The 11,538-nt window shown below is 64.4% G+C and carries 12 protein-coding genes; 7 read left to right on the forward strand and 5 right to left on the reverse strand.

Features of this window, described 5'->3' with window-relative positions:
* The first annotated feature begins 134 nt into the window (after nucleotides 1-134).
* The 5 genes from ACODSN_RS02920 to ACODSN_RS02940 all read left to right on the forward strand — a co-directional run bounded on the left by ACODSN_RS02920 (nucleotide 135) and on the right by ACODSN_RS02940 (nucleotide 5,292).
* The gene (locus ACODSN_RS02920; protein WP_489053006.1) at nucleotides 135-833 is read left to right on the forward strand and encodes an extensin family protein; all 699 of its coding nucleotides are present in this window, start codon (nucleotides 135-137) and stop codon (nucleotides 831-833) included.
* 107 nt (nucleotides 834-940) lie between these two features.
* A complete protein-coding gene (locus ACODSN_RS02925; protein WP_489053008.1) occupies nucleotides 941-1,816 on the forward strand; it encodes an LOG family protein in 876 nt (291 codons plus the stop codon).
* 62 nt (nucleotides 1,817-1,878) lie between these two features.
* Complete coding sequence (locus tag ACODSN_RS02930; protein WP_489053010.1) at nucleotides 1,879-2,550, forward strand: pyrimidine 5'-nucleotidase; 672 nt, start codon at nucleotides 1,879-1,881, stop codon at nucleotides 2,548-2,550.
* On the forward strand, nucleotides 2,547-3,386 hold the full coding sequence (gene dapD / locus ACODSN_RS02935; RefSeq protein ID WP_489053011.1) for a 2,3,4,5-tetrahydropyridine-2,6-dicarboxylate N-succinyltransferase: 840 nt from the start codon (nucleotides 2,547-2,549) through the stop codon (nucleotides 3,384-3,386). The genes ACODSN_RS02930 and dapD overlap by 4 nt, the downstream gene beginning before the upstream one ends.
* A gap of 64 nt (nucleotides 3,387-3,450) precedes the next feature.
* Nucleotides 3,451-5,292: an ABCB family ABC transporter ATP-binding protein/permease gene (locus ACODSN_RS02940; protein ID WP_489053043.1), complete on the forward strand. Its 1,842-nt coding sequence runs from the start codon at nucleotides 3,451-3,453 to the stop codon at nucleotides 5,290-5,292.
* 6 nt (nucleotides 5,293-5,298) lie between these two features.
* Here ACODSN_RS02940 and ACODSN_RS02945 read toward each other — a convergent pair whose 3' ends face one another.
* From ACODSN_RS02945 to ACODSN_RS02955, 3 genes are all read right to left on the reverse strand, one after another.
* Complete coding sequence (locus ACODSN_RS02945) at nucleotides 5,299-5,733, reverse strand: hypothetical protein (RefSeq protein WP_489053012.1); 435 nt, start codon at nucleotides 5,731-5,733, stop codon at nucleotides 5,299-5,301.
* Nucleotides 5,734-5,849: 116 nt separating this feature from the next.
* Nucleotides 5,850-6,497 (reverse strand): hypothetical protein, encoded by a 648-nt coding sequence (locus ACODSN_RS02950; protein ID WP_489053014.1) that lies wholly within the window; start codon nucleotides 6,495-6,497, stop codon nucleotides 5,850-5,852.
* A gap of 85 nt (nucleotides 6,498-6,582) precedes the next feature.
* The gene (locus ACODSN_RS02955) at nucleotides 6,583-7,023 is read right to left on the reverse strand and encodes a globin domain-containing protein (RefSeq protein WP_489053016.1); all 441 of its coding nucleotides are present in this window, start codon (nucleotides 7,021-7,023) and stop codon (nucleotides 6,583-6,585) included.
* Between the two features lie 82 nt (nucleotides 7,024-7,105).
* Between ACODSN_RS02955 and ACODSN_RS02960 the strand changes: the two genes are divergently transcribed.
* Nucleotides 7,106-7,540, forward strand: a complete 435-nt coding sequence (locus ACODSN_RS02960; protein WP_489053017.1) for an RrF2 family transcriptional regulator — start codon at nucleotides 7,106-7,108, stop codon at nucleotides 7,538-7,540.
* Between the two features lie 9 nt (nucleotides 7,541-7,549).
* Here the strand turns inward: ACODSN_RS02960 and ACODSN_RS02965 are convergent, their stop codons facing one another.
* Both ACODSN_RS02965 and ACODSN_RS02970 read right to left on the reverse strand, forming a co-directional pair.
* On the reverse strand, nucleotides 7,550-7,948 hold the full coding sequence (locus ACODSN_RS02965) for an acyl-CoA thioesterase (RefSeq protein WP_489053018.1): 399 nt from the start codon (nucleotides 7,946-7,948) through the stop codon (nucleotides 7,550-7,552).
* Complete coding sequence (locus tag ACODSN_RS02970) at nucleotides 7,948-10,014, reverse strand: S9 family peptidase (RefSeq protein WP_489053020.1); 2,067 nt, start codon at nucleotides 10,012-10,014, stop codon at nucleotides 7,948-7,950. Before ACODSN_RS02970 ends, ACODSN_RS02965 begins: the two co-directional genes overlap by 1 nt.
* Nucleotides 10,015-10,108: 94 nt before the next feature.
* On the opposite strand from ACODSN_RS02970, the gene ACODSN_RS02975 reads away from it, so the two are divergent.
* Nucleotides 10,109-11,538, forward strand: a 1,430-nt coding sequence (locus tag ACODSN_RS02975) for a M24B family metallopeptidase (RefSeq protein ID WP_489053022.1), incomplete at its 3' end; no start/stop codon positions are given.

Genomic DNA, 11,538 nt, shown 5'->3' on the forward strand with positions numbered 1-11,538 from the left:
GCGCGGCGTTGGGACCGCGTGGCCCGCTCGCCGCCCTAAAGATTTCGCTTTATCTGTCAAGTGCGGCCCGGAATGCGACGAGCCGAACAGGCTGTTAACCTTCCGCCAAAGGATGCGGCGCTAATCTGGCGCACATGGCGGAACGGGCGGTTAACAGACCGAATTGGCGCGACATCGCGCGACGAGCCACGCTGGCGGCAACGATCGCGCTGGCGGCGTGCAGCGGCGATCTGGTGCCGCGCGGCCGGGTCGCGACGCCGACCCGAACCACGCCCGCGCGGCCGCAACCTTCCGCGCAGCAGGCGTTCGATCTCAATCAATGTCATGCCCGGCTGGCCAGCGTGGCAGTGGCCTTCACCCCCCTGCCCGATCGCAATTTCGGCAATGGGTGCAGCGCCTATGGCGCGGTCAAATTGCTCGATATCGGCGTGCCCGCGACCAATTTAGGGGCAATGACCTGTAGCCTTGCCGCCAATTTCGCCGCCTGGGCGCGCTATGGCGCGGAGCCGGCTGCGCGCGCGATATTGGGGGCTGAAATCGTGCGGATCGAAACCTTCGGCACCTATAATTGTCGGCCGATCGCGGGCAGCGCGAAACTGTCCGAACATGCGCATAGCAACGCAGTCGATGTGTCCGCTTTCGTGCTGGACGACGGACGGCGAATCACCGTCGAACAGGGATGGAATGGCGACAGCCGCACCCGCCAGTTCCTGACGGTGGTGCGCGCCAGCGCCTGCAAGCGGTTCAATACCGTGCTCAGCCCCGACTATAATGCGGCGCATCGCGACCATCTGCATTTCGACATGGGCGGCCGCGGCGGCTTTTGCCGCTGAGCGTCCGTTTGAAAATGCGCGAAAGATCGCATTTCCCAAACACCCTCTATTGGCTTCTGCCGCTGATCGGGCTTGGTTTTGTCGCGGGCACGCCTTAGGTCGCCCCCATGACTCGCAAGGAAATCGAAGAGCGCAAGTTCCGCCCCGCCCGGCAGGAAGCCCGCGACGCGCAAAATGCCGTCGCCACGCCGCAGACCAGCAGCGGGGCCTATCGCCTCGCCTTTCAGGATACCGAGTTCCTGCTGCGCGAGGATCTGCGCCCGGTCCGTTTCCAGCTCGAATTATTGAAACCTCAGTTGCTGATGGACGAAGCCGGGATCGAATCGACCTTCGTTTTCTATGGCTCAGCCCGAATTCCCCAACCCGAACAGGTGCAGGCGCTGCTGGATGCCGCGACGACCCCGGAGCAACGGCGCGTCGCGGACAATCTGGCGGCCAAGGCGCGCTATTATGACGAGGCGCGCGCGCTCGCCCGGATCGCGGCGCAATATCCGGTGACACAGGAAGGATGCCGGCATTTCGTCGTCTGTTCGGGGGGCGGTCCCTCGATCATGGAAGCGGCCAACCGCGGCGCGGCGGATGTCGGGGCGCAGACCATCGGCATGAACATCGTCTTGCCGCACGAGCAGGCGCCCAACGCTTTCGTGACGCCGGAACTGTCGTTCCAGTTTCACTATTTCGCGCTGCGCAAGATGCACTTTCTGCTGCGGGCACGGGCGCTTGCCGTGTTTCCCGGCGGCTTCGGCACGTTCGACGAGATGTTCGAGTTGCTGACGCTGATCCAGACCGGCAAGATGAAGCCGATCCCCGTGCTGCTGTTCGGCCGCGATTTCTGGAACCGGGTGGTGGATTTCGAGGCGCTGGCGGACGAAGGCGTGATTTCGCCGTCCGATCTCAACCTGCTGACCTGGGTCGAAACCGCGCAGGAAGCATGGGACGCGGTGCAGACCTTCTACGCCGATAGCGCCGCGCCGGGCTGCTAAGGCGGGAGCAGCCGTTCCGAAGGGGCCTTGCCCGTCACCCCGCAGCGCATTAGGGCCGCGCCATGCTGCCCGCGCTTGCCCATGTCGATTGCTGGATCTTCGATCTGGACAACACGCTTTATCCGGCGAAGGCGGATCTGTTCGCGCTAATCGATGTGAAGATGGGCGAGTTCATCCAGGGGCTGCTCGGCTGTGATCCGGAAATCGCGCGGGCGACGCAGAAGCGCTATTTCATGGAGCATGGCACGACGCTGGCGGGCCTGATGCGGCATCACGCCATCGAGCCGCGCGCTTTCCTCGACTATGTCCATGATATTTCGATGGACCGGCTGGCGGTGGACGCGGTGCTGAATGCCGCCATCGCCGCGCTGCCCGGTCGTCGCCTGATCTTCACCAATGGCGATGCGGATTATGCGGCAAGGGTGCTGGACCGGCTGGGGCTGGGCCAAGCGTTCGAGCTGATCCACGACATTCACGCCTGCCAATATGTGCCCAAGCCCGATCCGTCGGGCTATGCCGCGCTATGCGAGACGCATGGCGTCGATCCGGCCCGCGCCGCTTTTTTCGAGGATATGGCCCGAAACCTCAAGCCCGCCAAGGCGATCGGCATGAGCACCATCTGGGTCAATAACGGATCGGAGGCCGGCAATCACGGCCATCATCCCGATTATATCGATTTCGAAACCGACCATCTGACGCCATTTCTGACCGACATATTGGGGATAAAAGCATGAGCCACGACCTGATCGCCACCATCGACGCCGCGTGGGAGGACCGCGCCACCATCGGCCTGTCCACCCAGGGTCCGGTGCGCGAGGCCGTGAACCGGGCGCTTGGCCTGCTCGACAAGGGCGAACTGCGCGTCGCCGAGCCGATTACGGACGGATGGCAGGTCAATCAATGGGCCAAGAAGGCGGTGCTGCTGTCCTTTCGCCTCAACGATAACGCCCTGATCGAAAATGGCCCCGGCGGCGGCCAGTGGTGGGACAAGGTGCCGAGCAAGTTCGCGGGCTGGGACGAAGCGGCGTTCCGCGCCGCCGGTTTCCGCGCGGTGCCCGGCAGCCTCGCCCGCGCCGGCGCGCATATCGCCAAGAATGTCATCCTGATGCCGAGCTTCGTCAATATCGGCGCGTTCGTCGATGAAGGCACGATGGTCGATGCCTGGGTGACGGTCGGCAGCTGCGCCCAGATCGGCAAGAATGTCCACCTGTCGGGCGGCGTCGGCATCGGCGGCGTGCTGGAACCGTTGCAGGCTGACCCGGTCATCATCGAGGATGACTGCTTCATCGGCGCACGCTCCGAAGTGGTCGAAGGCGTGCGGATCGGCCAGGGTTCGGTCCTGTCGATGGGCGTGTTCATCGGTCAGTCGACCAAGATCATCGATCGCGCTACCGGCGAAATCTTCATGGGCGAAGTGCCGCCCTATTCGGTGGTGGTGCCCGGCAATCTGCCCGGCAAGCCACTGCCCGACGGCACGCCCGGCCCCGGCCTCTATTGCGCGGTCATCGTCAAGCGCGTCGACGCGCAGACCCGGTCCAAGACGGGAATCAATGAGTTGTTGCGGGATTGACGACCCGGCCCCTCCCACAGGGGAGGGGCTTACAAGGCGCGCATGAACCGCCTACATGGCGTCCATGCCTCCATCGACGCCCGACGACACGCCGATCCCGCCCGCTTGGGCGACGCTGCGGCGCTTTCTGCCGTATCTCTGGCCAGCCGATGCCCCGGCGTTGCGCCGCCGGGTGGCGATCGCGCTGGTGCTGGTGGCGCTGGCCAAGGCCATCACGCTCATCATGCCCTTCGCCTATAAGGGTGCGATCGACCGGATGGCGCCGGGCCTCGAACCCGCCGCTGGGCTCGCCATCGCGCTGATCCTTGCTTATGCGGGCGCGCGCTTTGGCGGGGTATTGTTCGACAATCTGCGCAACGCGATTTTCGAAAAGGTCGGGCAGGAAGCGGGTCGCCGCCTGTCCGACGATGTCTTCGTGCATCTCCACCGCCTGTCGCTGCGCTTCCATCTCGACCGGCGAACGGGCGCGGTCACGAAGATCGTCGAGCGCGGCACGAAAAGCATCGACACGATGCTTTACTTCCTGCTGTTCAACATCGCCCCCACCGTGCTGGAACTGGGCGCGGTCTGCGTCATCTTTTTCGTGAAGTTCGGCTGGGGTATCGTCGCCGCCACGCTGGTGATGGTGGCGCTTTATATCTGGTATACCCGGCTCATCACCGAGTGGCGGAACCAGCTGCGCCGTGACATGGTGGACATGGACACCAACGCCGTCGCCCATGGCGTCGACAGCCTGCTGAATTTCGAAACGGTCAAATATTTCGGCGCTGAACGGCGCGAGGCGGTGCGCTACAGTCGGGCGATGCGGAATTATGCGCGGGCGGCGGTGAAGAGCGAAAACAGCCTCGCCTGGCTCAATATCGGCCAGTCGTTCATCACCAACCTGATGATGGCGGGAGCCATGGCTTATACCGTCTGGGGATGGAGCAAGGGGACGTTCACGACCGGCGACGTGGTGCTGGTGAACACGCTGCTGGCCCAGCTTTTCCGGCCGCTCGATCTGCTCGGCATGGTGTATCGCACGATCCGGCAGGGCCTGATCGACATGGAGGGCATGTACAAGCTGATCGATACGGATGCGGAGATCGCCGATGCGCAAGGCGCGCCGCTGCTGTCGGTTCCGGCAGGCGAAGTGCGGTTCGATCATGTCCGCTTCGGCTATGATCCGCAGCGCGAGATATTGCACGACGTCAGCTTCACCGTGCCCGCCGGGCGGACGCTGGCGATCGTCGGCCCATCTGGCGCGGGTAAATCCACGATCGCGCGCATCCTGTTCCGCTTCTACGATATCCAGTCGGGCCGCGTGACCATCGACGGGCAGGACATCAGGGGCGTGACGCAGGAATCGCTGCGTGGCGCGATCGGCATCGTGCCGCAGGATATGGTGCTGTTCAACGATACGGTCGGCTATAATATCGGCTATGGCAGGGAAGGCGCGAGCCAGCAGGAGATCGAGGCGGCGGCGAAGGCGGCGGCGATCCATGATTTCATCCTCAGCCTGCCGCTTGGCTACGACACGCGCGTGGGCGAACGCGGCCTCAAGCTATCGGGCGGGGAAAAGCAGCGGGTGGCGATCGCCCGCACGCTGCTCAAGGACCCGCCGGTGCTGGTGCTGGATGAGGCAACGAGCGCGCTGGACAGCAGGACCGAGACCGAAATTCAGGATGTGCTGCGCAGCATTTCACGCAAACGGACCACCATCGTCGTGGCGCACAGGCTGTCGACCGTGGTCGATGCCGACGAGATCATTGTACTGGATCAGGGGCGAATCGTGGAACGCGGGCGGCACGGCGATCTGGTCCGCGCCGATGGTCTCTATGCGATCATGTGGGCGCGGCAGGCGAGCGAGCGGGACGATATGGACGCAGAGCCGACGATCGATGACGAGGTCGCGGCGATCCGTTAATCGCGCTCAGTCGGCGTCCAGCGCAGCATCGAGCCGCTCGCGCAATGCCTGCGCCCCGCCCGGATCACGCTTCCGCAACGCCTTGGCGGCGGTGACGATATCGTCCGCGCTCACCCGCCCACGAAATTCGTCGACCGCCTGATTAGCCGTGTCGCGCAGCGCGTCGAACGCCTTGAGCGTCTCCAGGTCCGCGCCTTCGAGACCCTCAGCCGGCAGCAGGCGGCGCTGGAGCAGGTCGATCATGTCGATCAATGTGCTAATCTGGCTGCCATAGCTGCCGACCCGCGACAGAACATGCGCTTCGACCGGCTCGTCCTGCGGGTTATAGTTGAACACCAGTTGCGGGTTGAAGAAACGCTGCCAGCTCGTGATCGGCTCATTCACGAATTTGCCGAAGGTCTGGGAAAAGGGCGAAAATAGCGACCAGGGCGAATCGGGCATGCGGATGCTCCTTGACGTGGCACCGCATAAATTACGCCGCCCGCCGAGCCATAGCCATACCGCTTTCGCGCTTGCAGCATAAAAGGGCGGCCGAGGACCGGCCGCCCTTGCCAGGATTATTGATGCGTGACGGTCGTGGTCGTCTTTTCCGTCACGGCGGCGCGTGCTGGCGCCGTGGTCTTGCGCACGACCTTGCGCTTGCGGACCGGCGCCTTTGCCGTTGTCACCGGGGCGGTCTTGACCGTTTCGGTCGTGACCGTCGTGGTGGCGGGCGTCGCTACCGCAGCGGCGGCCGCGTTGCGTGCCACCTGCGCATCGGCGGCAGCGGAGGCTGCGGCCTGTTCAGCGACGCTGGCCCGTGCATTGGCGGCAGCGGAGGCTGCGGCCTGTTCAGCGACGCTGGCCCGTGCATTGGCGGCGGCGGCATCCTGCTGAGCGTTGGCGACCGTCGATGCCTGCACCTGCGCATCGACATCGGCACGCTGCTTGCTCTCGCCAATGGCGGTGTCGGCAAATTGCTGCGCAGCAATGGCGTCCTGTATCGCTCTCTGCTCCTTGCCGCTCTTCAGCTCTTCCTGCGCCAGTCGCAGCGAAGCTTTCGCCTTGGCCAGCAATTCGGGGGAAGCGGTGCCGGTCTTGAGCTGCGCCGCCGCATCGATCTTGCCCTGCGCCTGGGCGATCGCGGCGAGCGCCCTCTCCTCATCCCCGGCCAGTGCCGGCGATGCGACCAGAAAAAGCGCCGAAGCTGCAAACATGCCGCGCATGGCGGACCCGATCCTAGGCATAATCACTCCTCTCATGATGATGGAGCCAAACGTCTCGTCGTGAACCGGGTTCCGGTTTTACCGATCAGACTTCCGCGTAACCCTTTGTCTCCGCAGCGATCAGGATGTCGGCGAGCATCCAATATGCTTCGCCCCACGCCGCCAGCACGGCATCCGTGGCGATCTCTGCACCCACCACATCGCGGATCGCGGGCAGCAGGGCATTGGCGACATAGGGGTAATGTTCGGCCCGCACGCCGGTCTCGACATGCCGCCGCACCATGCGTTCGACCGCTGACCCAAGATTGTCGAGCTTGTCGATATTGCGGGCATAGGCGAGGATCGCCGCCGCCAGCCGCCGGGGCTGTTCCCCGCTTTCCTGCGCCGCCGCATCGAACATGGCGGCGATCTCCGCATTTTCGAACAATCGCGCATACATGGCCGTCGTGATGGCCAGCCCTTCCTTTTCGATGAGCGGCGCGGTGGATTTGACGATCGCGATGGCCTCTGGAGAAACGATGCGCATGATGAACGGCTCCTATATGTGGTATTAAATATACCAGTATTATAAATGCCTGTTTCATGCAATGGTTTTTGCGGACCATGATATGCAACTGACCCAGCATACCGATTTCGGATTGCGCCTGCTGATCGTGCTCGCGAGGGGCGACGGCGGGCCGGTGTCGCTGACCGGCTTCGCGACCGCGCACAGATTATCCTATCATCATGTCGCCAAGGTCGCGCAGGCGCTGGGCCATGCCGGTTTCATCACCAGCCAGCGCGGACGCAGCGGCGGCGTGTCGCTGGCGCGGCCGGCCGGCGACATCAGCATCGGCGAAGTGGTGCGCGCGCTGGAGCCGAACCTGCGCCTTGCCGATTGCGCCAACTGCGTGCTGCGCGCGGACTGCGCGACGAGCGGGATTTTGGGCAGGGCGATGGCGGCGTTTCTGGCCGTGCTGGACGAAACCACGCTGTCAGACGCGGCGGACACCGGCAGCCCGGCCTTTCCCGCATGGTCGGTGCCACGCGGCGCTGGCGGCTGAGGGTTCCATCTACGCGTCGAGGAAAGGCGCGGCGACCTCCGCAGGCACGCGCAAGATGCGCCCCGATAGCTTGTCGATGATCGCCCAGGTGGAGCGGGCCGCGACCTTCACATTGCCGTCCGGCCCGGTAAATTCGATCAGCCGATCGAACCGCGCCCCGCGCGGCGGCTCCGCGATCCAGGTGCGCGCGGTCACGGTTTCGCCCGCATGGACATTGCCGCGATAGTCGATTTCATGCCGCGTCACGACCCAGACATAGGCGTCGACATGGGCAGGGTCGGCATCGCGGGTCCAGTGCTGCGTCGCGACATGCTCCATCCACTGCACCCACACCGCATTGTTAACGTGACCCAATATGTCGATATGCTCGGGCAGCGCGGTGATGGTCGTTGTGAAGGAGGCTGCCATCACTCTTCGACGCCGAGCTGCCACAGGATGAAGGCGAACTCCTCCGCCGTCTCGTGCAGGCTTTCGAACCGTCCCGATTTGCCGCCATGGCCCGCGCCCATATTGGTCTTGAGCAGCAGCGCGTTGCCATCCGTCTTGGTCGCGCGCAGCTTCGCCACCCATTTGGCCGGTTCCCAATAGGTCACGCGCGGGTCGTTCAGCCCCGCCGTCACCAGCAGCGGCGGATAGTTTTGCGCGCGCACATTGCTGTAGGGATCATAGGCCAGGATCGTCTCGAACGCCGCCTTGTCCTCGATCGGATTGCCCCATTCGGGCCATTCGCCCGGAGTCAGCGGCAGCGTCTCGTCCAGCATGGTGTTGAGCACATCAACGAACGGCACATGCGCCACCACCGCGCCCCACAGGTCGGGATCGCTGTTGATGACCGCGCCCATCAGCTCGCCACCGGCCGATCCGCCCGAAATGCTGATCCGGCCCCTGCTGGTATAGCCGTGTTCGATCAGCCCCTTCGCGACGTCCACGAAATCGTTGAAGGTGTTGGTCCGCTTGTCGAGCTTGCCGTCCAGATACCATTGCTGCCCCAGATCGTCGCCGCCGCGAATATGGGCGATGGCGAAGGCGAAGCCGCGATCGAGCAGCGACAGGCGCGCGGTCGAAAAACCCGGCTCCATCGCCAGACCATAGGCGCCATAGCCATAGAGGTGGAGCGGCGCGCTGCCGTCGCGGGGGAAGTCTTTCGGGTAGACGATCGACACGGGCACCGGCGTGCCGTCGCGCGCGGGAATCATCAGCCGTTCGGTGGTGTAGCGCTCCGCGTCATAGCCGCTCGGTATCTCCTGCACCTTGAGCAGTTCGAAACGCCCGTCATCCAGATGATAATCATAGATGGTGTCGGGCGTAACCATCGATTCATAGCCGATGCGCAATGTCGCCACATCATATTCGGGATTATCGTCGAGCGATGCGGAATAGCTGGCCTCCGGGAAAGACAGCCGTTTCGCCGCGTGGGTCGCATAGTCGCGCAGTTCGATCTGATCCAGTCCGTCCTGCCGCCCTTCGGTCACGTAGAAGCGCTTGAACAGGGTGAAGTCGGTCAGATAGAAATGATCGTCGGGCGCGATCACCTCCTCCCACGCGGCGGGTGCGTCGAGCGACGCTTTCACCAGACGGAAATTGGGATGGGCGTCGTTGGTGCGGATATAGAGCGTGCCCTCATGCTCATCGACATCATATTCCCGGCCCGGCTGCCGCGCGGCGACCAGCAGCGGCGTGGCGGTGGGATCGTCGGCGGGGACCAGCCACGCCTCGGTCGTCACATGGTCGCCGGTGGCGATGACGATCCATTTTTCCGACGAGGTGAGGCCCACCGAAACGCGGAATCCCTCGTCATCCTCATGAAACAGCTCGATATCGCTCTCCACCGGCGCGCCCAGCCGATGCAGCCGCGCATTGTCGGTACGCCAATTCTCGTTGGCGAGTCCGTAGATCAGGCCCCGGCTGTCGCTGGTCCATACGAGGGCCGATAATGTGTCAGGAATTACCTCCGGCAATATCTCGCCGGTGAACAGGTCCTTGATCCGCGCCTCGAACCGTTCTGACCCGTCATCGTCGATGGCATAGGCGAGATAGCGCCCGTCCGGGCTGACCGACATCGCGCCGAGGCGGAAATAGTCATGCCCCTGCGCCAGCGCCGGCTCGTCGAGGATCAACTGGTCCTCGCCCCCTGCAACCGGCTTGCGGTACCATTTGCGATATTGCGCGCCGGTCTCGAACGCCCGCCAGTAGATATAGTCGCCATCCTTTTGCGGGACCGAGCTGTCATCTTCCTTGATGCGCCCCTTCATCTCCGCGAACAGCCGGTCCATCAGCGGCTTGTGCGGCGCCATCGCGCTTTCGAACCAGTCATTCTCCGCCGCCAGATAGTCCAGCACCTGCCTGTCCTGCACATCGGGATAGCCCGGATCGCGCAGCCACGCCCAGTCATCCTGTACGGTCAGCCCGTGATGGCTGAAGCTGTGCGTGCGGCGGGGCGCGATGGGAGCGGCGGAGGCAGGCGTCTGGGTCATTCAGGTTCCATGTGTTGGCATAAGCGGCCGGGCCTGCTTATGTTGTCCTCATGACCGCCCGCGCAAGGGGGCTGACGCATTCGAGGAAATTTCGATGTCGACTTATGAGGACCGGCTCAAGGCATTGCGCGAGCAACTGGTGCGCGATTCGCTGGACGGCTTCGTGGTGCCGCTGACCGACGAGCATATGAGCGAATATGTCGGCGCCTATGCCCGGCGGCTCGCCTGGCTGACCGGATTTCAGGGGTCGGCGGGCAGCGCGGTCGTGCTGCCGCTGGAGGCCGCGATCTTCGTCGACGGGCGCTACACGCTTCAGGTGCGCGAGCAGGTCGACGGCGGGCAATGGCAATTTGAAAGCGTGCCGCAGACATCGATCGCGGACTGGCTGAAGGATCATGCGGGGGGCGGCGCGCGGATCGGCTATGATCCCTGGCTGCACACGCGCGCCTGGGTGAAACAGGCGAGCGCGGCGCTCGGCGGGAAGGGCGCGCGGCTGGTCGCGGTCGATAGCAATCCGATCGACGCGATCTGGCCCGATCGGCCCGCTCCCAGCGCCGCGCGACTGGTGCGCCATGAGGATCGCCATGCCGGTCAGGGTGCCGCGGACAAGCGGCAGGCCATGGCGCAATGGCTGGCGACGAACTCAGCCGATGCGGTCATCCTGTCGGCGCTTGATTCGATCGCCTGGACCTTCAACATTCGCGGGCAGGATGTGGAGCGCACGCCGGTCGCGCTCGCCTATGCCATCGTCCATGCCGATGCGACGGCGGATCTGTTCGTCGCGCCTGAGAAGATCGACGCGACGGTGATCGCGCATCTGGGCGACGCCGTGCGGGTGCATGACCGCGTTGCCTTCGCCCCTGCGCTGGTGGCCTTGTCGGGCAAGACGGTGGCCGCCGATCCCGAACGAGCCGTGGCGGCGATTTTCGACGCGTTGGATGCGGGCGGCGCTACGGTGCTGCCGCTGCGCGACCCCGCCGTGCTGCCCAAGGCTATCAAAAACGCGACCGAGATCGCCGGGCACAAGGCGGCGCAGGCACGCGACGGCGCCGCCTTGTGCCGCTTCCTGCACTGGTTGTCGGTCGAAGCGCCCGGCGAAACGCTGGACGAACTGGGCGCGGCGGCGCGGCTGGAGGCCTTTCGTCGCGACACCGGCGAGCTGATGGACCTGTCGTTCGACACGATCAGCGGCGCGGGACCCAATGGCGCGATCGTCCATTATCGCGCCGAACCGAAGACCAACCGGCTGCTTGAGAGCGGCTCGCTCTATCTGGTCGATTCCGGCGGGCAATATCGCGACGGCACGACCGACGTGACCCGCACCATCGCCATCGGCGCGGCGACGGCGGAAATGAAGCGGCATTTCACGCTTGTTCTGAAAGGCCATATCGCGCTCGCCACCGCCGTGTTTCCCAAGGGCACGCGGGGCAGCCAGCTCGATGTGCTGGCGCGGCAATATCTGTGGGCGCAAGGTCTCGATTACGCGCATGGCACGGGCCATGGCGTTGGCAGTTTCCTGTCGGT

Source organism: Sphingobium sp. FG11, assembly GCF_057809915.1.

Coding starts and splice junctions, on each gene's coding strand:
- ACODSN_RS02920 (WP_489053006.1), top strand. CDS start 135: ATGGCGGAACGGGCGGTTAACAGACCGAATTGGCGCGACATCGCGCGA.
- ACODSN_RS02925 (WP_489053008.1), top strand. CDS start 941: ATGACTCGCAAGGAAATCGAAGAGCGCAAGTTCCGCCCCGCCCGGCAG.
- ACODSN_RS02930 (WP_489053010.1), top strand. CDS start 1,879: ATGCTGCCCGCGCTTGCCCATGTCGATTGCTGGATCTTCGATCTGGAC.
- dapD (WP_489053011.1), top strand. CDS start 2,547: ATGAGCCACGACCTGATCGCCACCATCGACGCCGCGTGGGAGGACCGC.
- ACODSN_RS02940 (WP_489053043.1), top strand. CDS start 3,451: ATGCCTCCATCGACGCCCGACGACACGCCGATCCCGCCCGCTTGGGCG.
- ACODSN_RS02945 (WP_489053012.1), bottom strand. CDS start 5,733: ATGCCCGATTCGCCCTGGTCGCTATTTTCGCCCTTTTCCCAGACCTTC.
- ACODSN_RS02950 (WP_489053014.1), bottom strand. CDS start 6,497: ATGCGCGGCATGTTTGCAGCTTCGGCGCTTTTTCTGGTCGCATCGCCG.
- ACODSN_RS02955 (WP_489053016.1), bottom strand. CDS start 7,023: ATGCGCATCGTTTCTCCAGAGGCCATCGCGATCGTCAAATCCACCGCG.
- ACODSN_RS02960 (WP_489053017.1), top strand. CDS start 7,106: ATGCAACTGACCCAGCATACCGATTTCGGATTGCGCCTGCTGATCGTG.
- ACODSN_RS02965 (WP_489053018.1), bottom strand. CDS start 7,948: ATGGCAGCCTCCTTCACAACGACCATCACCGCGCTGCCCGAGCATATC.
- ACODSN_RS02970 (WP_489053020.1), bottom strand. CDS start 10,014: ATGACCCAGACGCCTGCCTCCGCCGCTCCCATCGCGCCCCGCCGCACG.